At 49.8% G+C, this 23,459-nt stretch carries 20 protein-coding genes and 1 tRNA gene; 4 read left to right on the plus strand and 17 right to left on the minus strand.

Annotated features, from left to right (window positions below):
• Positions 1 to 9: 9 nt before the first annotated feature.
• Positions 10 to 927 (minus strand): tetratricopeptide repeat protein, encoded by a 918-nt coding sequence (locus ACJ8W9_RS12150; RefSeq protein WP_411360192.1) that lies wholly within the window; start codon positions 925 to 927, stop codon positions 10 to 12.
• Between the two features lie 101 nt (positions 928 to 1,028).
• Complete coding sequence (locus tag ACJ8W9_RS12155; protein ID WP_411360190.1) at positions 1,029 to 2,441, minus strand: YdgA family protein; 1,413 nt, start codon at positions 2,439 to 2,441, stop codon at positions 1,029 to 1,031.
• A gap of 176 nt (positions 2,442 to 2,617) precedes the next feature.
• Between ACJ8W9_RS12155 and ACJ8W9_RS12160 the strand changes: the two genes are divergently transcribed.
• Positions 2,618 to 3,460, plus strand: a complete 843-nt coding sequence (locus ACJ8W9_RS12160; RefSeq protein ID WP_413694504.1) for a delta-class carbonic anhydrase — start codon at positions 2,618 to 2,620, stop codon at positions 3,458 to 3,460.
• Here ACJ8W9_RS12160 and ACJ8W9_RS12165 read toward each other — a convergent pair.
• On the minus strand, positions 3,457 to 4,137 hold the full coding sequence (locus tag ACJ8W9_RS12165) for a response regulator transcription factor (RefSeq protein ID WP_411360186.1): 681 nt from the start codon (positions 4,135 to 4,137) through the stop codon (positions 3,457 to 3,459). The two genes, ACJ8W9_RS12160 and ACJ8W9_RS12165, sit on opposite strands and share 4 nt — an antisense overlap.
• Complete coding sequence (locus ACJ8W9_RS12170; protein WP_411361187.1) at positions 4,137 to 5,696, minus strand: sensor histidine kinase; 1,560 nt, start codon at positions 5,694 to 5,696, stop codon at positions 4,137 to 4,139. The genes ACJ8W9_RS12165 and ACJ8W9_RS12170 overlap by 1 nt, the downstream gene beginning before the upstream one ends.
• 120 nt (positions 5,697 to 5,816) lie before the next feature.
• Here ACJ8W9_RS12170 and ACJ8W9_RS12175 point away from each other — a divergent pair, with 120 nt between their 5' ends.
• Complete coding sequence (locus tag ACJ8W9_RS12175) at positions 5,817 to 6,368, plus strand: DUF3750 domain-containing protein (protein ID WP_411360182.1); 552 nt, start codon at positions 5,817 to 5,819, stop codon at positions 6,366 to 6,368.
• On the opposite strand, the gene ACJ8W9_RS12180 is transcribed toward ACJ8W9_RS12175, so the two are convergent.
• Complete coding sequence (locus ACJ8W9_RS12180; RefSeq protein ID WP_411360180.1) at positions 6,365 to 8,113, minus strand: diguanylate cyclase; 1,749 nt, start codon at positions 8,111 to 8,113, stop codon at positions 6,365 to 6,367. The genes ACJ8W9_RS12175 and ACJ8W9_RS12180 overlap by 4 nt on opposite strands.
• A gap of 135 nt (positions 8,114 to 8,248) precedes the next feature.
• Between ACJ8W9_RS12180 and ACJ8W9_RS12185 the strand changes: the two genes are divergently transcribed.
• Positions 8,249 to 10,447 carry an OsmC domain/YcaO domain-containing protein gene (locus ACJ8W9_RS12185; protein ID WP_411360178.1) on the plus strand — a complete coding sequence of 733 codons (2,199 nt, stop codon included), beginning with the start codon at positions 8,249 to 8,251 and terminating at the stop codon, positions 10,445 to 10,447.
• A gap of 41 nt (positions 10,448 to 10,488) precedes the next feature.
• Here ACJ8W9_RS12185 and ACJ8W9_RS12190 read toward each other — a convergent pair whose 3' ends face one another.
• The 7 genes from ACJ8W9_RS12190 to rpsU all read right to left on the minus strand — a co-directional run bounded on the left by ACJ8W9_RS12190 (position 10,489) and on the right by rpsU (position 17,928).
• A complete protein-coding gene (locus ACJ8W9_RS12190) occupies positions 10,489 to 12,036 on the minus strand; it encodes a S10 family peptidase (RefSeq protein WP_411360176.1) in 1,548 nt (515 codons plus the stop codon).
• An 86-nt stretch (positions 12,037 to 12,122) separates the two neighbouring features.
• A tRNA-Ile gene (locus ACJ8W9_RS12195) sits at positions 12,123 to 12,198 on the minus strand.
• 92 nt (positions 12,199 to 12,290) lie between these two features.
• Positions 12,291 to 13,085: an amidohydrolase family protein gene (locus ACJ8W9_RS12200; RefSeq protein WP_411360174.1), complete on the minus strand. Its 795-nt coding sequence runs from the start codon at positions 13,083 to 13,085 to the stop codon at positions 12,291 to 12,293.
• Positions 13,086 to 13,254: 169 nt separating this feature from the next.
• The gene (gene rpoD / locus ACJ8W9_RS12205; protein ID WP_411360173.1) at positions 13,255 to 15,093 is read right to left on the minus strand and encodes an RNA polymerase sigma factor RpoD; all 1,839 of its coding nucleotides are present in this window, start codon (positions 15,091 to 15,093) and stop codon (positions 13,255 to 13,257) included.
• A 114-nt stretch (positions 15,094 to 15,207) separates the two neighbouring features.
• Positions 15,208 to 15,594 (minus strand): DUF3192 domain-containing protein, encoded by a 387-nt coding sequence (locus ACJ8W9_RS12210; RefSeq protein ID WP_411361188.1) that lies wholly within the window; start codon positions 15,592 to 15,594, stop codon positions 15,208 to 15,210.
• Between the two features lie 199 nt (positions 15,595 to 15,793).
• Entirely contained in the window at positions 15,794 to 17,557 is a 1,764-nt protein-coding gene (dnaG, locus tag ACJ8W9_RS12215) for a DNA primase (RefSeq protein WP_411360169.1), read from the minus strand.
• A gap of 155 nt (positions 17,558 to 17,712) precedes the next feature.
• Complete coding sequence (gene rpsU, locus ACJ8W9_RS12220; protein ID WP_034733010.1) at positions 17,713 to 17,928, minus strand: 30S ribosomal protein S21; 216 nt, start codon at positions 17,926 to 17,928, stop codon at positions 17,713 to 17,715.
• Positions 17,929 to 18,324: 396 nt separating this feature from the next.
• Here rpsU and ACJ8W9_RS12225 point away from each other — a divergent pair, with 396 nt between their 5' ends.
• Positions 18,325 to 18,975: a MarC family protein gene (locus tag ACJ8W9_RS12225; protein ID WP_411360167.1), complete on the plus strand. Its 651-nt coding sequence runs from the start codon at positions 18,325 to 18,327 to the stop codon at positions 18,973 to 18,975.
• A 20-nt stretch (positions 18,976 to 18,995) separates the two neighbouring features.
• Here ACJ8W9_RS12225 and tgt read toward each other — a convergent pair whose 3' ends face one another.
• The 5 genes from tgt to ACJ8W9_RS12250 all read right to left on the minus strand — a co-directional run bounded on the left by tgt (position 18,996) and on the right by ACJ8W9_RS12250 (position 23,362).
• Entirely contained in the window at positions 18,996 to 20,111 is a 1,116-nt protein-coding gene (tgt, locus tag ACJ8W9_RS12230; protein WP_411360165.1) for a tRNA guanosine(34) transglycosylase Tgt, read from the minus strand.
• A 53-nt stretch (positions 20,112 to 20,164) separates the two neighbouring features.
• On the minus strand, positions 20,165 to 21,211 hold the full coding sequence (gene queA, locus ACJ8W9_RS12235; protein WP_411361189.1) for a tRNA preQ1(34) S-adenosylmethionine ribosyltransferase-isomerase QueA: 1,047 nt from the start codon (positions 21,209 to 21,211) through the stop codon (positions 20,165 to 20,167).
• A gap of 111 nt (positions 21,212 to 21,322) precedes the next feature.
• Positions 21,323 to 22,243 carry a hypothetical protein gene (locus ACJ8W9_RS12240; protein WP_411360160.1) on the minus strand — a complete coding sequence of 307 codons (921 nt, stop codon included), beginning with the start codon at positions 22,241 to 22,243 and terminating at the stop codon, positions 21,323 to 21,325.
• 4 nt (positions 22,244 to 22,247) lie between these two features.
• Positions 22,248 to 22,823 (minus strand): hypothetical protein, encoded by a 576-nt coding sequence (locus ACJ8W9_RS12245; protein WP_411360159.1) that lies wholly within the window; start codon positions 22,821 to 22,823, stop codon positions 22,248 to 22,250.
• Positions 22,820 to 23,362: an RNA polymerase sigma factor gene (locus tag ACJ8W9_RS12250; protein ID WP_411360158.1), complete on the minus strand. Its 543-nt coding sequence runs from the start codon at positions 23,360 to 23,362 to the stop codon at positions 22,820 to 22,822. Before ACJ8W9_RS12250 ends, ACJ8W9_RS12245 begins: the two co-directional genes overlap by 4 nt.
• Positions 23,363 to 23,459: the final 97 nt, after the last annotated feature.

The following is a 23,459-nucleotide window of genomic DNA, read 5'->3' on the forward strand; positions in this document are numbered from 1 at the left end:
CAAGTTTGCTTAGTTTCCGCGACTACCGCTGATGACATCAGCAAGACTACTTTGCCCACGCTCAGGCTGCAATACCGCACATGGACTCCCAGTGTCGGCGCAACCTACACCTTGAATGCGTGAACCGATTGCACGGTTGTCAAAGCTACCTGATGCATCAATTTGCTCAATCAAACGGCCAAGCTGGGTGCGGTACAGACTTGCATCTGCCGTAACCGTGATACGTTCCATTGCTTGCTCCGCCGCTTGTAAGCGTTCACCTTCTTCAGATTGACCGAAGTCTGTAGGGGCTAGCTGTTGATTGATTTTTTTCAACTGTTTGCCGGCATCTGAGTGTCCAGTGCGAGCTAAACGCGCGAACAGAGCACCAGCGGCAGGCAAGTCTTGCTCGACCACAGTGCCGGTTTGCTTTAACCGTGCCAGTGCGTACATGGCACTCAGCAGGTTTGCTTCGGCAGCTTCTTCTAACAGTGGAATCGCGGCTTGTTGGTCGGCCGCATCAGTACTTGCGAGCAACTGCGTAGCTTTTTCGTATTGCGCTGGTGCGTAGCCTTTGTCGGCAGCGCGATCAAGCCAGAGTTGCGCTTGTTCAGCACTTTGCTCCACCACGAAGCCTCGCGAGTGCCAATCGGCAATCACAAACATCGCGAGTGGGTTACGACGACGCACGCCCTGCTCAATAAATTTCTTCGCTTTTTCTAAGTCTTGCTCTACCCCATCACCGCTGGCATAAGCAATGGCAACGACAGCTGCGGCATCGCCGCTGCCTTTGCGAGCGTAGCGCTCAAGCTCGAGCAATTCGCGCTCACAGTCACCGCCTTGGCAAATGTTCACCCCTTCAGTTACGTCTGCTTGCGCAGGTACAGGGCTAAGGTACAGACCGGCGACCAGCGCTGCTGCAATGAGTGTAAGAGATGAACGAACCATTTAGCGGACTCCTTTAGATTACCGACGCTATCACTACGCAAGAATTTAACATGTGGGTCAATATCTCAACAGGATAGCGTAGTAACCATTTGTAAATGATGTTACATCATTTGTCCGAGCGGCATACTTTGTCCATTCAAATTCATCAACCCTTTCGCTAGTTCGACATCGAGTACGTAGGTATCTCCTTCACTCTTCAACAAGCCTTGGGTGGCGAATGAATTGAGCATCATTGCTGCCTGTTGGGTCGCCATTTGCTCTAGCTGCTCAGCGTCCATCTGCGCTGCTTGTCCATTGGCTTCGAGCATGGTTTTCACATAGGTTTTCGCCAGCCACACGGCAAGTGGTTTTGCAATATCCATATGCGCCGTTGCTTGCATATTCTCTATGAGAAATTGCTCATTTAACTGCGCAGGAACTTGTTCAAGTTCGGCCAGCCCCATGCGCATCGACGCATTCATGGTGCCTTGCTCCATCGTGAAGCCCATATCACTGATAGCAAATTCCGGCTGCGCCATGAGCAGTGCTTCTTTGTGGGTTTCGACGAGGTTGCTCATGGCCTGCATCAGCACTTCAGGATCGTCTTCACCCATAGTGTCTTTAATCACGTCGAGATAAGCATCGATAAATGGCTTACTGATATTATTGATTTCGGTATGCGAGCGTATCGCCGTGACTTCAACGCCACCGGTGACCACTTGTTCCGCACCGTAGCCCATGTGGACATGGGCCAAGCTCTCGTCTTCACTGACTTTCAAAGCAATATCACTGGTCAGCTGGCTCATGGTAAAAAGTAACTCTTCAGCCGCCGAAACCTGGGTCTGGCCAATGATAAAGGTCATATCCATTGGGTAGAAATCACCGGCAATCATGGTACGTAAATCGGCATTAGCTGTAGCTTCAATAACCATAGCATTGAGTTCGACCGCATAAGCAGCGGCTATATTCATGGTCAATTGTTCGTAATTCCCTTGGTACGCAAAGGAACCTGTTTGGTAAGTACCATCACCACGATATTCGCTCAGCGCAAATTCAAGTTCAGGGATTGCATCGGTACTCACTAAGCGCGGGATGTAATCTTGATATGTGGCGGTACCGCCCAATGAAACACTGCCTTGCTGCAAATAGAGTGGCTGTTGCTGATCCCACTTAACGTAAGCCTCTAAGCCAGCTCCGGAAACCTTTGTCTGCCAAGCGGCAAGCCCAGCGCTGAAACCATTATCAGTGAGCACAGGACCGTGTTGAATCGATAAATCAATATCTGTTGCTAGCGGCTTTACCGTCGGATCAGAAAGTAGCGTCGCAAGGTCGAGTCCAACGCGGATCACCGCATTTGAACTAAACCACCCGCGCTCAAAACTAACCACTTCGGCACTGTAACCAGGTTGCTCTTGATCAAATAACGCAACGTATTCACGCACATTCGATTCGGCTTGCGAGCCGATAAAGTAGGGGCTGGCAAACAGTCCACCGATAACCACTACTGCGCCAATGGCGATTCCTTTTTTGCTCATTTCTTATATTCCATAGCTTGTTGTAAAAACGTTATGCTAGCTGATTCAGCTTCATCATTCGAGAAATAAAGTGTAACTCTTTTTCAATTTTTAATGTTCTGTTCATCATTCACACAAGAACTATTCAGCTGCCATTCGTAAGCTATGTCAATACCATCAACGAGTGGAGTTTAATGATGAAAACATTTTCACTAAGCATGATTACTTTGAGTTTAGCTGTTCTGGTCGCGGCAAATGCAGACGCGAAGGACGCAGAAGCGCTTGCCGCAGCCAATGCCAAACTACTTGAGCAAACCGCAGGAAAAGGATTTGGTCCACAATCACCGCGCGATCTTGAGCAGTTGGAAGGTACGAATCCTCGCGCATTCAATGAAGCACCTGATCATGATGAAATGAATCTGTGTAATATTCACTTTCACAAGAATGCAGAGCATCGTGGCGGAGAATTCACTACTTTCGCCGGTTATGGCGATGGCACCGGCTTTAACACTGGCTATGTCTACAACGGTCAGTTGGATGACGAACACTTAAAGTCAGTTGAACATAACATCTGTGCCGGCCCGGGCGGCAGTTTACAACCTGGCGATACCATCGAGGCTCACTACGTATTCACCAGTGCACAAACCAATCCTGGTCCAACTTTAGGTGCTTGTTTGAGTGAAAGCACCATGAATCCGCAATTACGTGTTGAAGGCCAAGTCTACGTGTTGGTGAACGATAGCGATGCCCTCGATTTTAATGAACTGGCAGCATTCGACACGGTCAATGGTTACGTTCAGCCACTGAACATCCCGACCAATACCGGAGAGCCAATTCAATACGCTGGCTCAACCACAGGACCCGCCTACAACGAAAAAGGCTCACCCTTAAAAGTCAGTTGGAGTGTCCGCCCACAAGTCGCCTTTGTCGATATCCACAGCGTCGGCAAATGGTGCGAAGGTAACGTCTTCAACGAGACCGCGGCCCACGGGGTACGTAATCTCGTCACCCACCCAGAACTGATTTCTGATATCGATTAATCAACAGCGCACAAGCGGTAGCCACTGCCTCGCAAAGTCACAATTTGAACCTGGCTTTCGGCGGCAGTGAGCTTACTGCGTAAGCGACTGATGTACACATCGACAATGTTGGTGAGCGGATCTTTGTGGGTGTTCCAAACCCGCGACAAAATCTGCTCACGGCTGACCACCTTACCCGCCACACTTAATAAATAGCTGAGTAATTCAAACTCAAGCTTGGTCAGACGCAGTGGCGTATCTTTCACACGCGCTTGCCGCTCGCTTTTGTCTAGGATCACATCGCACCATTGCTGCGCTTCATCCACTTGCGCTTGTGCGGGAGAGCGGCGAGCAAGCACCTCAATCCGCGCCAGCAGCTCTTCAAAGTCGAATGGCTTAGCGAGATAATCGTCTGCCCCCAGACGTAACCCCCTTACCCGTTCCTCTACCTCGCCTAAAGCGGACAACAGCAAGACCGCACTGCTCGGCGCGCGTTGTTTAAGCAACTGCAGCAACGTGGTGCTGTCTTCGTCAGCAAACATGCGATCGAGTACAATCACATCAGGTTGCAATTGTTGTGCTAATGGCACCACTTCATGTAATTCTGCAGTCGTAGCACAATTAAATCCTTCGGCGCGCAGCCCTCGCTCGAGGAACTTCAACACTGGGCGTTCATCATCTGCGAGCAATACAAGCATTAGGCTTCAACCTCTCTCATCACGGGCAAGACAATGGTAAACGTACTCCCTTGACCCAGTTTTGAACTCACTGTGATTTCACCGCCGTGCGCTTCAACTATTGTTTTGGCAATCGCAAGACCCAAGCCAGTGCCTTTACTCGAACGCCGAATGCGCACAAAGCGTTCAAAAATCCTCTGTGTATCATGTGGTGCAATACCCTCGCCTTGGTCTTTGACCGCAATCGTCACTTGTGAATCATTCACTTGTGCAGCAATCTGCAACGCGCTACCGCGCGGGGAGTACTTTATGGCGTTATCAAGGAGGATGCCGAGTGCTTGGCTTAGCCGCTCCGCGTCAAAATGCAATAGCTGCTCGCCAAGCTTGAGGTCAAGCTGCCACTCGCGTTCTGGTTCGATACGCTGCCAATGCTCGAGTTGCTTCGACAGCCATGGCTCCAGCTTTTGGGCTTCGCGTTCAAGCTGCATTGCTCCACTGTCGGTGCGCGCCAACAGTAACAGATCATCGACCAGCTGGCTTAGCTGCAAAGCCTGCTGCAACATCGATTGCAAGGTCTCCCGATAGGTCTCGGTATTGACCTCTGACTGCCGCAGCAACACCTGCGCCTCACCGCGAATGATCGTCAATGGTGTGCGTAACTCGTGACTGACATCCGCTAAAAATTGGCGACGTTGATTGTCCAATGCCCGCAACTGGTGATTTGCCGCGACCAATTCTTGGGTGCGCTGCTCGACTTCTCGAGCTAAGCGCTGTTGGGACTCAGCGGCAAGCTGCTCGTGTTCTGCTAAGCGCTCGCCAAGTAAATTGAACGTTGTCATCACTGCCTTGAATTCGCGGTCTAAATCCGTTGCCACACGAATGTCATAACGCCCCGCGACCAAGGTGTCTGCAGCTTGCTTGATATGCTCAAGCGGTTGATAAAGCTGGCGAAATAGCCACGCACAGCCCCAAATGACAAAAGGTAAAAACACAGCGGCGAAGGCCACACTGGACCAAATCAACACCGAGTTCAGCGTTTCGATGCTCGAGTTTAGCGCCGATACCACACGACTTTGCCGCTCGGTGGCGGTATTAATGGCTTCACGAAATTGGTTATCGATCGTGGCCTCGAGAAGAATTTGCAAACGCGCTCGCTGCGCCAAGGGGGTTTCACTTTCGGTTCGCGCAATGGTGCGAAACTCTTCGACAATACTGAACAACAAAGCCTCTAATGCGTCGGTATCTTCAATACTTCCCTCGGTCGCTGATTCGCCAAGTGATTCGCGCTGTTCTTGCTCCAGTGTCCGGATTCGCGCCAGCGATTGATTGATCAAGTCCTGTTTATTGCGCACATCCGCCTGATTGGCATTCTCGCCGAAAATTAACTCGTCAGTCAGTTGCTTAAATAGCCGATAAGAAATACTCGATAACTGTTGATGCTCCACCAGCAAGCTTTGCGCAATAAAACTCTGGCGTAAATTGGCTTTGGTGAGGGTGGCAGAAATGGCGGCCATCGCTAACGCCATCAAGACTACCACCACGACGATGGCACCAAAAAGATAAAGCTTCGTTCGATACACGTGACAACTCCGCTAGTTTTTGCGTGATTACGCTCTATTTTGCCGGAAAGGTTCACATTTATCAGTTGATCTTTTTCGCAAGCCACAACGATACTGATGCTGGTAAACAGGAGAATTCAAATGTGGCGCGTTGTTTTTATCAGTCTGGTAATAGTTTCATTAAGTGCGTGTTCAAGTAGTGATTGGCGCAACGCATCAAGAGATCCTGCGGGGCTTGCTGTCGATCCTGCGGTTGAGCGAGCGGCAGTGATTGAAGCCTATGCGGCTGATGCATTTGGTTGGCGCGGCTGGTTTGCCGTGCACACTTGGTTGGCGGTGAAACCTGAAAATGCTGATACCTACACCGTATACGAAGTAGTCGGTTGGCGGGTAAATAGCGGTCAGCCAGCACTTCGTATCTACCAGACCAAAACACCTGACCGCTATTGGTATGGGGCGAAACCGGAGCAACTCTTATCGGTACGAGGTGCCGAGGCTGCTCGTCTGATTCCACAAATCGCCGAGGCCAGTCAGCGTTATCCGTGGGCAAATGAATATCAAGCGGTGCCTGGACCTAACAGCAATACCTTTCCGGCGTGGATTGCCTTACAGTTTCCTGAGTTAGGTTTAGAGTTACCGTTTAGCGCCATCGGCAGTGGCTACGCCGATAATGACGCGGCGCTCGCCGACTAAGTCGAATCGGGTGCCAAATTGATATCGTTAAGATAGTCATAAACACAGACGCGATCGCGGCCCTCGCCCTTAGCTTGGTACAAAGCCGTGTCTGCATCGTGCAACGAGAGTTCGATCGAGGACACGTTCAAATCCACATCGGTCACCCCAATGCTTACCGTCACCTGTAAATCTTCAGCCTTGTTGGCGGCAATCGTGATGCCATGTACTTGCTGACGAAGGGTCTCGGCAATCGCTGCAGCGCTACTAAGCGATGTACGATAGAGCAGGACGACAAATTCTTCGCCGCCGAAGCGGGCGACCACGTCTTGCGAACGGCAAGAATCACGCAACAGCTGAGCAATCTCGACTAAAACACGATCACCGAGTTGATGCCCGTATGTGTCATTGACTTGCTTAAAGTCATCCAGGTCCACCGCTAGTACCGCCATCGGGATCTCTTGATCTTTGGCCTTCTCAAGTAACTCATTAGCCCGACGGTAGAAGTACCGTCGGTTATACAAACCAGTCAGTGGGTCCGTCTGTGCCTCGATTCGCAATTGTTCTTGGCTGGCCTTCACCTGCTCCAGCATCTTGATACGGTAAGCCACAATAAACGCTAGCATCAATGCTTCAAGCATGATGCCGATACCCACGCCATGCTTGGTGATGTAACTAAAGTCGAGAATCGATTTGTAATACAACACGGCAAGCGCATTAAAAATAAAGAAGAAGCTATGGCCGAGCAGAAAATAAATTGCGAGTGGGTGGCCTTTACGCCAAATGGACACACCAACGGAAAGCGTGATGACGATCATTACCGCAGCAATTGTACTAGCGTAACTGAGTGCAGCGACAATATCGAAGAGGCCATAAATAAAATCGATAACAATGATACCAAGCAAGGCTGAGAGCACTTTATGCTCGGTTGGAAAGCTCTTTTTGGTATCAAAAATGGCCGTCATGAACAAAATCAAAAATGCTGCCATCGCCATCAACGACAAATGAAACTGCAGCGCGACATTACCAAACAGATCAAAAACGTTGCCCAGTAACCCATAGGAGAGGGCAATCCAAACCGCGCCCGAAATCAAATATAACGCATAGTAAACGTTATCAATTGAGCGCGACGAGAAGTACAGCAGAAAGTTAAAAATAATCAGCGCTAGCAAGATGCCGACCATTAACGCAATATCCAGCATCGTCCCAGCGAGCGCATCACGCGAGTTCTTCTCGTCATAGACATTGATAGCAAACCACTGGTGCGAATAAGACCAACTATGCACATAAAAGGTTGCGGTATCACCTGCGCCAATTTCGGTACTGTAAACCGCCTGTTCACGCACCATGTTGGGGTGTTGATCGACTTCGTTAAGCTTAATATTGACACGATTCGCTAACGCACCATTATTGAGCTCGTAGAATCCAACCGCACGATTATGGTACGCCTCGGGAAAATGGATAAAAACACGACGGCTTTCGTCAGTACTGTTGTGCAGCCGAAAACGGACCCACACAGATTTGGCTTCAGTGCCAAGCGCGAGCCTGCTCTGATAGGGCACAAATGTTAACGACTTCACCTCGCTCAGCGACATGTCCGCTCGCGGCGCAATGACATACTCAATCGGAAAGTTTTCCAACTTAACGGGGGCTGATGTGAGGGTGCTTAACGGCGCATCCGCATGTACTGGGGCACTATACGCCAGCATCCATAAGCTTACACAGCCGGTCAGGAACCAGCTAAGCTGGCGAAGCAGTTGAGTCATGTAGAAAAGTCTTTGCGGTTTGATTAATTATTATTGTCTGACAAGCGTAATACATAATCCCAAATTAATCCACGCAGACGCACATGGTGAAAATGTGGGATAATGCGCCCATCAACACTTAAGCAGCGCAGCGTTATGGAAATTAAAGTTAACTTTCTCGATAATCTTCGGCTCGAAGCGAAATTCGATGACTTCACCGTGATTACGGATCAACCGATTCGTTATAAAGGTGATGGTTCGGCACCCAGCCCGTTCGACTATTTTCTTGCCTCATCGGCGATGTGCGCAGCCTATTTTGTCAAAGTCTATTGTGTGTCGCGAAATATCCCTACCGAAAACATTCGCTTGGCACAAAACAACATCGTTGATCCGGAGAATCGCTACAACCAGATCTTTAAGATCCAAGTTGAGCTGCCCGATGATATTTCCGAAAAAGACCGCCAAGGTATTTTGCGTTCCATCGACCGTTGTACGGTCAAAAAAGTCGTCCAAACCGGTCCTGAGTTTCAGATCGAAGTGGTAGAGAACCTCGATGAAGACGCGCAAGCACTGTTGCTCGGTGCGCCAGCAGACAGTGAGAAGACCTATATCGAAGGGAAAGATTTGCCACTCGAAGATACCATCGCCAATATGACCGCGATGCTTGAATCATTGGGCATGAAAATCGAAATTGCCTCGTGGCGTAATATCGTCCCGCATGTGTGGTCGCTGCATATTCGTGATGCTGCCTCGCCGATGTGTTTTACCAACGGCAAAGGCGCTAGCAAAGAAGCGGCATTGGCGTCAGCTTTAGGCGAATTTATCGAACGCTTAAGCTGCAATTTCTTCTATAACGACCAGTTTTTCGGCGCCGAGCTTGCTGCTGCAGATTTCGTGCATTACCCCAATGAAAAATGGTTTGCCTTGCGTGATGACGATGCCCTGCCAGATGGATTGCTCGATGACTACACACTAGCCATTTACAATCCTGATGGTGAATTACAGGGTTCACACTTAGTTGACACCAATTCAGGTAATGTTGCACGCGGCATCTGCGCCCTGCCCTTTGCGCGCCACAGCGATGGCGAAACGGTGTACTTTCCATCGAATTTGATCGAAAACCTGTATTTGAGCAATGGCATGAGTGCCGGCAATACGCTTGCCGAAGCCCAAGTGCAATGCTTGTCAGAGATTTTCGAACGCGCCGTTAAAAAGCAAATTATCGAGCAAGAAATTGTGTTACCGGACGTTCCTGCCGACGTTCTTGCGCGTTATCCGCACCTGGTCGAGGGCGTAGCGGCACTCGAGGCGCAAGGCTACCCAGTGCTTGTGAAAGACGCCTCGTTAGGTGGGCAGTTCCCAGTGGCTTGTGTGACCCTTATGAACCCGCGCACAGGCGGCGTCTTTGCCTCCTTTGGTGCGCATCCAAGCATGGCTGTCGCCATCGAGCGCGGCCTCACTGAGCTGTTACAAGGGCGCAGCTTTGAAGGTTTGAATGATCTGCCGCCACCGACGTTCAACAGCATGGAAGTGAGTGAACCTAACAACTTTGTCGAGCATTTTATTGATTCGTCGGGAGTGATCTCTTGGCGCTTTTTCAGTGCCAAGCACGACTACGACTTTGTTGATTGGGATTTCAGTGGTGATCACCACGACAGCAATCAACAAGAAGCCGATACCTTATTTGCCATTTTGGCTGACATGGGTAAAGAGGTGTATCAAATGGTACACACCGACCTCGGCGCACCGGTGGTGCGGATGATCGTGCCCGACTATTCCGAGGTGTACCCTATCGAAGATCTGATTTGGGACAACACTAATAAAGCACTCGCCTACCGCGAAGACATTCTCAACCTTCACCGCCTTGACGAGGCTGCTTTAACTGACCTGGTCGAACGTTTAGAAGACAGTCAGCTCGACAACTACATTGATATTATTACCCTGATCGGCGTTGAGTTCGATGAAAATACCGTGTGGGGCCAGCTTACGATTCTGGAATTGAAGCTGCTGATTTATCTGGCGCTTGGACGCCACGAAGACGCGCTTGATTGCGTCGAAATGTTCTTGCAGTACAACGACAACACCGTGGCGCGTCAGTTGTTTTATCGTGCCATGCAGGCGGCGCTAGAGATTGAGTTAGACGATGAGCTCGAAATGGCTGACTTTGAGGCAAACCTGCGGCGTATGTATGGCAACGACACCATGGATGCGGTGATTGGCTCTGTCGATGGTAGTGTCAAGTTTGCCGGCTTAACGCCAACAAATATGAATTTAACCGGCCTCGACCGTCATCAACGCATGCTCGAAAGTTATCGTAAATTACATGCGGCACGCGCACGAATTGCCAAAGCCTAACGCCGAGCAGAATCACTTCTGCTCGGTGAGCGGCATGAATGCTAACGGTCAGAGCGTGTCGGTGCGGTTTGTGCCCGAATAAACGCACGGGTGTCTTCGAGTAACGCAATGCGCGCTGGCTCATGCACATACATCATGTGACCACCATGGTAATAGTGATACACAATGTCGTCTTGCGCGATGCCATGACGATTCAAGGTGTATTCAGCATCAAAGAATGGTGTGACTAGATCGTAATAGCCTGAACCCACCATTACTTTCAACACCGGATTGCTGCGTAATACATCCGCCAAATCTGGCGCCGTATTCACGTAATGTGGTTCCCACGAGCGCCCTTCTGGTAACGGACTCCAACGCCATTTACCCGATAACTCTGGATCGGCAGGATTCAAATAAGCACGATTCCAGTCGATGCCTAAATCGTTGCGCATGTAGTGCATCAGCGCCGCTTTGTAAGCTGGCGAAATCACCCGTGCAGCATCACCTGACGGGCGGGCTGCCACATCGTCACGCTCATCAAGTGTGTAACGACTATCGAGTAAACCGACCGCGATACCTTCATCACGGCGTAGCTCTTTGGCAAAACGGAACGCATTAATACGCAGGTCAACACGTTCGATGTATTCCTTGCTCAGGCCAGTGAAACGTTGCAGTTCACTAACAAGTTCAGCGCGTTTTTCCGCACTCAACAAATTGCCTTGGAACAAGGCTGGCAATAGCTCATTGGTTGCGAAATCGCGGCTGTCTTGAATAAAAGCTTCAAAATCACCTGAGTTATCGACCTTACCGTGATACCAAGCGGTTGCCGCCATGGTCGGCACATAGGTAATGTAAGAAATGATATTGTCGTCGACATAAGGCGTTGAGCCCTGATAATCCAACGCTTGCGAGACAAACACGATGCCATTGACGTTGATCACGTAATCATCGAGTAACACCTTCGCCACCGCCGCTGCACGCGTGGTACCAAAGCTTTCACCCAAGAGGATCACCGGCGAATTCCAACGATTGTTGGCGGTCAGCCACTCGGCAATAAATGCCGCCATAGAATTGGCGTCTTCGGTAAGCCCCCAAAAGTCTTCTTTCTTGCCTTTGCCAATGGCACGTGAGAACCCCGTACCTACTGGATCCACGAACACCATATCGGTGGTATCGAGAATGGTCTCTGGTGCATCTTTTAAGGTATAAGGTGCAACGCCAGGATGCTCGGCGTCACTTGGCACTACAATGCGTTTCGGACCATAACCGCCCATATGCAACCAGGTCGAAGACGAACCCGGACCACCATTCCAGACGAAAGTCACCGGACGATTGTTGTCACTCTCGACCACATAATCAAATGAGAAAATCGCCGCCGTTGGCTCACCTTCACCATCGCGAATATAAGTTTCGCCCGCATCGACGGTGTAAGTTAAACGCTCACCGTTAAAGGTACCTTTGTGCTCACTACGAAAGCGCGTCGGCGCCGGTACTGGCTGCTCAGCAGCCGCCTGTGGTTCATTTGCTTCAGCTTGCGCTAACACGCTAACCGGCATACTCAGCAACGCCGCAAGCGCCACCGTTGCCAATGAGAAATTGCATGATTTCACTGTCGTTGTTCCTTTGGGTTTTCTTGCAAGGTCAATTTCGACAGGTTACCACAAATTGGAAAAGCAAAACTACGCGGAGGTGATAATGGTGGCCCCTCCCAGATTTGAACTGGGGACCAACCGATTATGAGTCGGCTGCTCTAACCACTGAGCTAAGGGGCCATACAAGGTAGGAGTTAATCCCGTGGGATTAACAAAGCGGGCGCAAGTATATGAAATTTCGGCCCGCTTGTCATGACCCCGAAGGATAGAAATTACAGTTTAATGTTGTAGAAATCGGCGGCGTTGCGCGCAAATACTTTGTCAATGGCGTCGGCGTCACCAAGGGCTTCGCAGACAGTGTCGATGTCGGTGACATTGAACGGACGCTCAGCGCGATTTGACGGCAAGTCGGTGCCAAACATCAAGCAGTCAGGGTTGGTCTGGTACAAGGCTTTGACGGCTTCACTGACATTGACTTCGGTGCGACCGAAACCACTCGCCTTAATATGCACGCCCGCTTCTGCGAGTTTACGTACTTGCGACAAGCCAGAGCGCGCCATGCCCAGATGGTCGACCGATGCTTTTGGTAGCTTCACCAGCTTCGGGACGATCTCATCGAGTTCGCGGCTATCGACATACATTTCGAGATGCCAGCCGGCCAAGTCCCAAATACGTGTGCCAAAGTCGACCAAGTTATCGAGACCACTCACAACACCGCGTTTCAAGTTGACGCGGATGCCACGTACGCCCATGTCACGCAACGACAATATGCGTTCGTCGGACACGGTGCTCGGTAAGTTTGTGATCGCCACAAACTGGTCACCTAACTGCTCCAACGCGGGCTTGAGGTATTTTTGGTCGAACCCTTGAGAAGAGCCAGAGACCACCACGCCACCCACGATGGGTAGATCACGTGTGCGATGCTGATAATCCTCAACCGAAAACGGTGGCGGCAAAAAGCCTTGGTTTTCGATCAACGGGAACGCATCGTTGTAGATGTGCAAATGCGCATCGATAATCCGACGAGGTTGTAACTTTTCTGACGTTTTCTCAACCGAATGAGTCATAAAGTATCCTTTTCAGCGAAATTAGCACCACCTTAACAAATTTGGCGGCTTATTTCACATCAGCGACATTTATAGTCGCCACAGGTGAATTATAAAAAAGCCCCGCAAGCGTTGCTATGCGGGGCTTTCGAGACAACTTATCGTACCCAGTGTCGAGGGTCAACCTAGTTTATTCGTCGAGGAACGACTTCAATTGCTCCGAACGACTTGGATGACGCAATTTACGTAAGGCTTTGGCTTCGATCTGACGGATCCGCTCGCGCGTAACGTCAAACTGCTTGCCTACCTCTTCCAAGGTGTGGTCGGTATTCATGTCGATACCAAACCGCATGCGCAACACCTTCGCTTCGCGCTGGGTCAAGCCACCAAGTACTTCGCGTACAGCATTACGTAAGCTTTCTGAGGTTGCCGAGTCGACTGGCAAATCGAGGGTGGTATCCTCGATAAAGTCACCAAGATGCGAATCTTCATCGTCACCGATCGGTGTTTCCATCGAAATCGGCTCTTTGGCGATTTTCAGTACCTTACGAATCTTGTCTTCTGGCATCACCATACGCTCAGATAATTCTTCTGGCGTTGGTTCACGTCCCATCTCTTGCAGCATCTGCCGTGAAATACGGTTGAGCTTGTTGATGGTTTCAATCATGTGTACCGGAATACGAATCGTCCGCGCTTGGTCCGCGATTGAACGCGTGATCGCCTGGCGAATCCACCAAGTAGCATAAGTTGAGAACTTATAACCACGACGGTATTCGAATTTGTCGACCGCCTTCATCAAACCGATGTTACCTTCTTGGATCAAGTCCAAGAACTGCAAGCCACGGTTGGTGTATTTTTTCGCGATCGAGATAACCAAACGTAAGTTGGCTTCTACCATTTCTTTTTTCGCGCGGCGAGCCTTGGCTTCGCCGATCGACATACGACGGTTGATATCTTTTACTTTGGCGATAGTTAGGCCGGTTTCCTGCTCAACTTCAGCCAGCTTCGAGATACAACGTTCAATTTCACCGCGTAGCGCAGCCAGTGCATCGGCATAAGCATCGCCGCTATCGATGGCGACATCTAACCATGCAGTGCTATTTTCGTTGCCAGCAAAGGCTTTCATGAAAGCACGCTTCGGCATGTTCGCCTGTTCAACGCTCATTTTCATGATCAAACGCTCTTGCACACGCACACGATGCATCATATCGCGCATGTCTTTTACTAAACGATCGAACTGCTTAGGTACCAAACGGAACTGTTTGAATAAATCGCTTAGAGCCTCAATTTCGGTGCGTGCTTTGGCACCGTCACGACCATGCTTACTGATCGCAGCGCGGGTTTTCTCGTACTGGTCGCGCAACTCACCAAATTTCTGGCGCGCGAATTCTGGATCAATACCGCTATCTGAGCTGTCATCGTCGTCATCATCGTCGTCGTCATCATCGTCCTCGTCCTCGAGCTCTTCTTTCGGGAGCTCAGAACCGACGTGTGTTGCGGCAACGGGTGCTTCGTCAACTTCGTTCGGATCGATAAAACCAGAAATGATGTCAGTCAGACGCATCTCTTCGGCTTCGCATTGATCCCATTGATCCAATAAGAACGCGATAGCTTCAGGATACTCAGCGACAGAACATTGAACTTGGTTAATACCTTCTTCAATGCGCTTCGCGATGTCGATTTCGCCTTCACGGGTCAGTAGCTCCACCGTACCCATTTCACGCATGTACATGCGCACCGGGTCAGTGGTGCGGCCAATTTCACCGTCAACGCTTGCTAGTGCCGCCGCTGCTGCTTCCGCTGCATCCTCGTCAGCTGTGTCTTCGCTCATCATCAATTCATCGGCATCAGGTGCGTTTTCGAACACCTTGATACCCATGTCATTGATCATGGCAATGATATCTTCGATTTGATCGGAATCTACAATCTCAGAAGGTAAATGGTCGTTGACTTCAGAAAAAGTCAGGTAACCCTGCTCTTTTCCTTTGGCAATAAGAATTCTGAGTTGTGATTGACGACTCTGCTGCATACAGATCTACCACCTGTGATTTCAAATGGATAAACAATAACCGGTCTTAAATTGGGGAATCGAATTCAAGACCGGAAATTGTAGCAGAATATGCAGTTTTGAGCCAGAAATTAATCAGTAAACTTGTGGGACTTGCTGTAGTGCGATCTCGCCAGAGCCCATTAAAACGCCGTCTTGGAAGACAACTGGGGTACATTCATCTTTGGTCGTGTCGCCGTCAGCTTCTACGCGGTGGGTGCGATAATAAAACACATCATAACGAACGCCATCCACGGTTACACGGTCAGCAAAGTTTGGTGTGCCCATTTTCTCACGCACATGCGTTGTGGTGGCATTATCGTCTAAAGCGGCAATCCACTGACGATTTTGTTCTTCTTGCTTGCGATAATCACTGCTCGAATAGTCATAGTCACCGTTGCCATCAGCCACAATAATACAGCCTTGCAAGCTTAAACATGCGGCTAAAACTATTGCGCCAGCGCTTAATTTACCTAGGGTCATCGTTCTTCTCCTGTTCTTATATTTGATTACTTTTTTGAGTAAACCTTGCTAAATGAAATTATGAAAGGATTCACGATGAATAAGAAGCAAAGTTAATGCCAACTTTGTAAGTTATTATTTTATTCAATTAATTCAATGCATTATATCTTTACAGTGGTGACTTGCGGTTTATCTTGCTCACTTCAGTTAGCCAAATCGACTAACTTTTCGCATCCACCTTACGTTGGCCTGCACGATATTGCATCAACAGCATATACTCCTGCTTCTCGGCTTTATTCAGGGGAGCTTGGCGCTCTTTGGCAAGGAGCTCATTGGCACGCTGCTCAATAAACTGGTCGATAAAGAATAAAAAGATATCGCAAAACTCTTGCACGATGTGGTCTTGATCGAGGTGATGGTCCCACGTCGCCAATTGCCGTAAGGGCTTCTCTTCTGGTCGTCCGCGCCACAGTTCAAGCAGCTGCGCCGAGGTGAGATTCTGTTCATGGGTCTGCCGATGCAGCTCCAACAGTAACTCCATGCCCGGTAAATTCAGCCCTTTGAGTTCTTCATGGGGGGGCACTTCTTTGCCGAGTTGCGGATGTTGAATGAGTAGACCAATCGCCCGACGAATCGGCGTGATTTTGACTGGCTCACGTTGATTACGTACCGCTTGCGGACGTTGTACTTGATCTGCGATCTGGGAGACTTCACGCCGCAGCAGCCGCGCGAGTTGTTCGAGCAAGGCATCACGATAGTAATCGCTCGCTAACTTCTCAATCAGCGGCTTGGCTTCTTTGAGTAATTTGGCACGACCGCTATCTTTGCTTAAATCGAGACTCTCGGTAAGGTGCGCGAAAAAGTAATGGGTAAAACTCTGCGCCTCTGACAAGCGCTGCTTGAACGCTTCAGCTCCTTCTTTGCGCACCAGGGTATCCGGGTCTTCACCGTCGGGTAAGAACAAAAAGCTAAGCTCGAGGCCGTCAGTCAGTAACGGCAGCGCATTTTCCAGCGCCCGCCAGGCAGCGTCACGGCCTGCTCGATCGCCATCGTAACAACACACCACTTTTTGCGTTGCACGAAACAGCATTTGCAATTGTTCGGTGGTCGTTGCGGTGCCAAGTGATGCAACGGCGAAGTCGATACCGTGCTGCGCCAGCGCAACAACATCCATATAGCCTTCAACAATCACTACTTGTTCAAGCTGCCGATGCGCTTGTTTCGCCTCGTAAAAGCCGTAGAGTTCTCGTCCCTTGTGGAAAATTCGTGTTTCCGGAGAGTTAAGATACTTGGGTCCATCGCCTTCCAGAATGCGTCCACCAAAACCCACGACTCGGCCACGTCGATCACGAATAGGAAACATCACCCGATCCCGGAAAAAGTCATAATAACGGCCTGAATCATTGCGATTACATAGTTTCAGATCGACCAGTTGCTGGCGTGATCCTTGATCCTTCCCTAGGACTTTCAGCAGATCATCCCAACCATCGGGGGCATAGCCAATTTGAAAAGCTTTCACGACTTCGCCACTGAGGCCACGGCCCTTAAGATAGCCGACAACCTTTTCCGAGTTGCCGTGATGGCGCAATTGATGGGCAAAAAACTTCGCGGCATGCTCCATTTGCTGATAGTCATCCGCCGCTTGCTGGCGTTTGCGTGCCTCAGCTTGCGGATTCGCCGTAGTTTCACGTGGTACTTCGAGCCCCAACATAGAGGCTAGCTCTTCTATCGCATCGGGAAACTCGAGGCCGTCGTATTGCATCAAAAAATCAATCGCATTACCGTGCTCACCACAGCCAAAGCAATGGTAAAACTGCTTGTCGGGAGCGACTGTAAAGCTCGGTGACTTCTCATTGTGGAAGGGGCAACATGCTTGATAATTCCGCCCAGCTTTTTTCAATGGTACTCGACTGTCGACCACTTCGACGATGTCGGCGCGATCCAGCAGATCATGGATAAAGCTTTTAGGAATAAGGCCAGCCATAGCGTGAGATTAAGTTCCGATTAAGTGCGAGATTCGGTGATAGCGTTCAGCGATTGTAACCGCAAAAGCACAAATGAAAAAGCCGGAACACGTTTCCGTATTCCGGCCTCTTTGACAGCGTAAAAGCTGAGCCTCTCGCGGACTAAGACTTAGGCTTAGTACAGACGCGTGCGGCGCGCATTTTCGCGCGACAATTTTTTCGCGTGACGTTTTACAGCTGCTGCTTTCTTGCGCTTACGCTCTGAAGTTGGCTTCTCGTAGAATTCACGACGACGTACTTCAGACAGAACGCCTGCTTTTTCGCAAGAACGTTTGAAACGGCGCAGTGCAACGTCAAACGGCTCGTTTTCTTTTACTTTAACAACTGGCATTAAAATCTCACCTCAATGAAAATTCTGTTGTTGGGTTATCAACATTGGCCATTAATTGACCAATACAATTAAAAATGGTGCTGAATTGTAGCTAGTTCAGATCCTGATGTAAAGCCTGCGATCACTTTTATTTGAGTAAACCAAGCAGTGCGAATCGAGAGTGGAAGCGGTGAAACATAGTATCAGGCTGGTCGGCTAGAGGACTATGTTGGTGACTCACCGCTCCCGATTCGAAGAGGTTTGGCAAAGATAAAGCTTAGGATAGCTGATGTTTTATTTTTGTGTACGAATGATTGCATAATAATGCGCCAAACCGTGTCGCAGCAAAGTATTTCTCTGCTAAACTAGTCCGATATTCGCTAACTTACTCTGTCGCAACGTTTTTTGAGGGTTTCCATGGTCGAAATATTTGTTTTCCAGCTCACTTCTTTGTTCACCATGATTAATCCCGTGGCCGCTATTCCAATTTATATCGCGCTAACTGAAGCCATGACTCCAAAAGCGGCGCGTTGGGTGGCGATGCGCGCATCAGTCACTGCCTTTATAGCGCTCAGTGTATTTGCCTTGCTTGGTGAAGCGATTTTTAGTTTCTTTAGTATCTCGGTGAATGGCTTGCGGGTCGCCGGTGGTATCTTGTTCTTCGTGATGGGCTTCGAAATGTTGCGCGGCCGCACAGTGCCGAAGCGCGTCGACGGGGAAACCGATGGCGATTTTGGCTCGGACGTTGCTGTCACCCCTATCGGCATTCCTATGATTGCTGGTCCCGGTGCCATTACCATGGTTATTTTGATGATTCAAGAAGGCAAAGCGACGGCTACTCCAACTATGGCCACCATGAGTTTATTCGTGGCCATTTTTGTCGTGTGCTTATTAACTGCAGTGGTGTTAGCAAGTGGGCGCCAAATGCTGGCTAAATTGGGTCGCAGCGGCAGCAAGATCTTGATGCGTTTGATGGGGCTTATCGTCATGCTGATCGCTGTTGAGTTCTTCTTCGCCGGCATCAAGCCTTACATTATCGATATCGCCCGTGCCATCCCTGCTGCTTAGCAGGGATGACGCGTGCAATTTTATTTCAGTGCTGGAACCTCGAGGCCACGCTTAGCGTAAAACTCCGCCACATGCTCCTCGAGACGATTCGCCTCAATCGCTGCTCGTAAGTCTTGCATAACTTTCTGATAAAAATGCAGGTTATGGATGGTATTCAAACGCCCACCCAGCATTTCGTTAGAGCGATCCAAGTGATGCAAATAAGCGCGTGAGTAATTCTGACAGGTGTAGCAATCACACTCAGGGTCCAGCGGTCCGGTATCGGTACGATGCACCGCGTTACGAATTTTTACCACGCCGGTACTAATAAACAAGTGTCCGTTGCGCGCGTTCCGCGTCGGCATCACGCAGTCGAACATATCAACACCACGACGCACCGCTTCCACCAAGTCTTCCGGTTTGCCGACGCCCATCAAATAACGGGGTTTATCGGCCGGCATTTGCGGCGCAATATGGTCGAGGATGCGCATCATGTCATCTTTCGGCTCACCTACTGACAGACCGCCTATGGCATAACCGTCAAAACCAATGTTCTCGAGACCTTCTAACGAGATGGTCCGCAATTCCTCATACATCCCACCTTGGATGATCCCGAACAAAGCCGACGGATTGTCTCCGTGCGCTTGCTTCGAGCGTTCCGCCCAGCGTAATGACAATTCCATTGAGCTGCGTGCTTCGGCTTGTGTCGCTGGATAAGGCGTGCATTCATCAAAGATCATGACAATATCGGAGCCAAGATCACGCTGCACTTCCATTGATTTTTCTGGCGTCAGCAAGATTTTTTCGCCGTTAATAGGCGAACGGAAAGTGACACCTTCTTCAGTGATTTTGCGTAGTTCGCCAAGACTGAAAACTTGGAAGCCGCCGGAATCCGTGAGAATCGGCTTGTCCCAGTTCATAAAGTCATGCAAGTCACCATGTTGTTTGATGATTTGCGTGCCGGGACGCAGCATCAAATGAAAGGTGTTACCAAGACAAATATGCGCACCCGTCGCTTTTACTTCTTCTGGCGTGAGGCCCTTGACCGTGCCGGCAGTGCCCACAGGCATAAAGGCAGGCGTTTCAACCACACCACGATCAAAAATCATGCGCCCGCGACGTGCTTTGCCGCAGGTATTTAACAATTCAAATTTCATTACATCACCGTTCGGTTCATCACGGAAAAACAGTCCGAGGTCGCCATTATACCTTAGCTCGGTTGGCGGGTCACAAACATCGCATCGCCATAGCTGAAAAAGCGGTAGCCTTCGTCAATTGCCTGCTGATAAGCATTGAGTACGTTTTCACGGCCAGCAAATGCCGAGATCAACATAATGAGCGTAGACTCTGGCAAATGGAAATTAGTGATCATGGCGTCAATCACCTGAAACTCGTACCCAGGATAAATAAAGATATCGGTGTCTGAGAAAAACGGTGCTAAAACTTCGCCCTTCTGTTTCGCTGCTTGCGCGGCTGATTCTAAAGAACGGACAGAAGTGGTGCCGACAGCCACGACACGATGACCAGCGGCTTGAGTGGCCAATATCGCAGCAACAGTTTCTTGCGGTACTTCCGCATACTCGCTGTGCATGTGGTGTTCTTCGATGTTATCCACGCGAACCGGTTGGAAGGTACCGGCGCCAACGTGCAAGGTGACGTAAGCAAACCGCACACCCTTGGCCTTTAATGCGCCCAGTATCGCGTCGTCAAAGTGTAAGCCTGCCGTAGGTGCGGCGACCGCCCCTGGCTTTTTGTTGTAGACCGTTTGATAGCGTTCGCGGTCACTCGCTTCATCGGGACGGTCAATGTAAGGCGGCAATGGCATGTGACCGTAGCTTTCTAGCACCTCAAGTACCGGAGCGTCGGTCAAAAATTTGAGTTCAAACAGAGCATCTTGGCGGCCAAGCATTTCAACTTCGACCGCACCTTCTAGCAAAAATCTCGCACCTGCTTTCGGCGTGCGATTACTACGTACATGCGCGAGCACGCGCTGGTCATCGAGTAAGCGCTCCACCAGAACTTCAACTTTACCGCCTGACAGCTTTTCACCTAATAAGCGCGCGGGAATCACTCGGGTATCGTTAAATACCAATAAGTCACCAGCATTAAGCTCATCAACAATCGCCTTAAACTGCGAGTGGGTGACTGCACCGGTGGCGCCATCGAGACGCAACATGCGACTGGCACTACGATCCACTTGCGGATAGCGCGCAATCAGTTCATCAGGAAGTTCGAAAGAAAAGTCTTTTAGGTTCATACGCCTTTACCGCTGCTATTTTGAGCGCGTACTTTACCTGTTTTGTGAGGCAAAAAAAAGCACGCCAGAAGGCGTGCTAAACAGAGATGACAACCAATCAATAATGATTAGTTAAAAGCTATACGTCGTGCTTTGCGCTAACAGATCACTTGCATCATCGCATTTTTCAAGTTGGCGTTTACTAAACACATAAATCTTATCGTTGCCGCCTTGTGTTGCATCGCCAGCACCTTCAATCACAAAACTTACATGCTCATCATCGGGTAACGCTCGAAGCGTACGACCGTAGTCACAAAGCGTCGCAGCCATGGTTTGCTCGAAATTCGCCAAGCGCTGCTGTAATTGCTCGGCGCGCTTGGCTTTACGTTGCTCTGATTTTTCCTCAATTTCACGGCGTGCCGTCGCAATTTCAGCACGGGCTTCGGCGAGTGCCTTTTGCGTCATTTCAAGTTCTTCACGCGCTTGCTGCAATTCCTTGGTAATCACCTCAGCTTCATCCCCTTCGGCACTGCGCTGCGCCAGCTCAAGGTCACGGATACGGCGGCGCAATTCGCGCATTTCACCAGCATTTTCGCGGACATCGGCAGTAACTGTACGAATCACGCGAATATTGCCCTTGCCATCGCCTTCTACGTCTTCGGTAATAATCTCGATATCATCGAGCACATCCTGCGCTGCAGCGAGCCCGTCGGCAATCGCCAGTTCGATTTCCACGCTATCGATGCCCTCAATGTCTACCATTGGCGGAGCGGGTGGCACTGGCAAGTCAGAACTCAAGAAAATCATTTGGCTTCCGCCAAGATTACTTCGATATACCACGCCTTGGCCCGCTAAGTAATCAAACTGCAAGCGCTCACGAAAAATGCGGCGTTGCTTCTCCTCACCACCTTCTTGCGCAAGCGCAGTGGTGAAAATACTATTCATGATTTCGAGTTGTTTGCGCAACTCCTCGCGTTGTTGTTGGTCGGCATGTGCCGCAGTACTTGTTGCTAAAGCCAGTGCAATGGCTGAAAGAGTTATTAAAGTACGCATTGTCTTACTCCTGGGTCTGGTAGTCTTGGGTGCTATCAAAGGTACTCGGCTCGGCCCATTGCTCGGTCACCTGAGACAGTTGATAAGCGAAATACACTTGGTCATCTTCACGTTGGGCATTCACATAACGGATCAGATCCTCCATGTCTTGCTCACGCTCGCTGCGATTAGTGGTCAACACATAGTTCACTAGCTGCTGATTGGCGGCCGCCACATCGTCGCGAAAATCTTCGCGCAAATTGGCTGCATAATTTGCCAGTTGTAGCTGCTGTTCCGCTTGCAACTTACTCACTTGTTCGGTGACCGCAGCTTGCAATTGTTGTTCGCTCAAGCCACCACCAAAGTGCACGCTGAAGCCTTGTTCAGTGACCTGTATTTGCAGTTGGCTAACCACCGCTAGTACCGCCAACAGCGAACACGCCAAGGACGCCACGGGTAACAGCGGACGTTGCCACCAACGCTGTTGCGTTTGCGCGCGACCGCGATACGTCAACTCACGCGGCCATTCAGGAACCGTTTCCGCTTGCGTCGCAGCCGCGGTGTCTTGCAACCACTGCTCAAAATTATGTTGTTTGCTCATACTGCCTCCACCAACTGCTGTAAACTCTCGACCGCCTTATAAAGTCGTGATTTGACGGTATTCAAAGGTACATCGAGCTGTTGACTTATCTCTTGTAACTTCAGATGTTGAAAGAACTTCAACTCCACTACTAAACGTTGCTCAATTGGCAGCTGCTGCATCGCTTTCACCAATTGTTGGGTGCGCTGTTGGCCATGATATACGGCTTCCGGATCGTGCCAATCTTGCTGGCTTTCCTGTTGCTCGAAATCATGCTCATCCGCAAACTCACGACGACGCCGAAAGTGCTCGATGCAACGATGATGAGCAATGGTCATCAACCAGTTTTTGAACGAACTTTCACCACGCCAAGCTGCAAGATTTCTAAACAATGACAAAAATACGTCTTGCATCAAATCCAAGGCATCGTCACGACTGCCACTCATGCGCAAGGCATAGTTGAACACTAATCCTTCATAGCGCTTGACCAATTGCAGCCACGCTTGCTTGTTGTTTTCTAGGGCTCGTTGTACGAGCCTTTCATCCGAAGGTGCAAACACAATTGAGTTCCTTTGTTCTTTGTCACTGTAGGCGTTCGCGTACGCAAAAAAGTTTATCAACAACTAAAATATTTTCATTTAGGCACAAAAAAAGGCG

Origin of the sequence: Pseudidiomarina salilacus, from assembly GCF_047323925.1 — a bacterium.
Lineage (GTDB): Bacteria > Pseudomonadota > Gammaproteobacteria > Enterobacterales > Alteromonadaceae > Pseudidiomarina > Pseudidiomarina salilacus.

Coding starts and splice junctions, on each gene's coding strand:
- ACJ8W9_RS12200 (WP_411360174.1), bottom strand. CDS start 13,085: ATGACTCATTCGGTTGAGAAAACGTCAGAAAAGTTACAACCTCGTCGG.
- ACJ8W9_RS12150 (WP_411360192.1), bottom strand. CDS start 927: ATGGTTCGTTCATCTCTTACACTCATTGCAGCAGCGCTGGTCGCCGGT.
- ACJ8W9_RS12180 (WP_411360180.1), bottom strand. CDS start 8,113: ATGACTCAACTGCTTCGCCAGCTTAGCTGGTTCCTGACCGGCTGTGTA.
- ACJ8W9_RS12165 (WP_411360186.1), bottom strand. CDS start 4,137: ATGCTTGTATTGCTCGCAGATGATGAACGCCCAGTGTTGAAGTTCCTC.
- tgt (WP_411360165.1), bottom strand. CDS start 20,111: ATGAAATTTGAATTGTTAAATACCTGCGGCAAAGCACGTCGCGGGCGC.
- ACJ8W9_RS12155 (WP_411360190.1), bottom strand. CDS start 2,441: ATGAGCAAAAAAGGAATCGCCATTGGCGCAGTAGTGGTTATCGGTGGA.
- ACJ8W9_RS12225 (WP_411360167.1), top strand. CDS start 18,325: ATGGTCGAAATATTTGTTTTCCAGCTCACTTCTTTGTTCACCATGATT.
- ACJ8W9_RS12175 (WP_411360182.1), top strand. CDS start 5,817: ATGTGGCGCGTTGTTTTTATCAGTCTGGTAATAGTTTCATTAAGTGCG.
- dnaG (WP_411360169.1), bottom strand. CDS start 17,557: ATGGCTGGCCTTATTCCTAAAAGCTTTATCCATGATCTGCTGGATCGC.
- queA (WP_411361189.1), bottom strand. CDS start 21,211: ATGAACCTAAAAGACTTTTCTTTCGAACTTCCTGATGAACTGATTGCG.
- ACJ8W9_RS12160 (WP_413694504.1), top strand. CDS start 2,618: ATGAAAACATTTTCACTAAGCATGATTACTTTGAGTTTAGCTGTTCTG.
- rpsU (WP_034733010.1), bottom strand. CDS start 17,928: ATGCCAGTTGTTAAAGTAAAAGAAAACGAGCCGTTTGACGTTGCACTG.
- ACJ8W9_RS12210 (WP_411361188.1), bottom strand. CDS start 15,594: ATGACCCTAGGTAAATTAAGCGCTGGCGCAATAGTTTTAGCCGCATGT.
- ACJ8W9_RS12240 (WP_411360160.1), bottom strand. CDS start 22,243: ATGCGTACTTTAATAACTCTTTCAGCCATTGCACTGGCTTTAGCAACA.
- rpoD (WP_411360173.1), bottom strand. CDS start 15,093: ATGCAGCAGAGTCGTCAATCACAACTCAGAATTCTTATTGCCAAAGGA.
- ACJ8W9_RS12245 (WP_411360159.1), bottom strand. CDS start 22,823: ATGAGCAAACAACATAATTTTGAGCAGTGGTTGCAAGACACCGCGGCT.
- ACJ8W9_RS12185 (WP_411360178.1), top strand. CDS start 8,249: ATGGAAATTAAAGTTAACTTTCTCGATAATCTTCGGCTCGAAGCGAAA.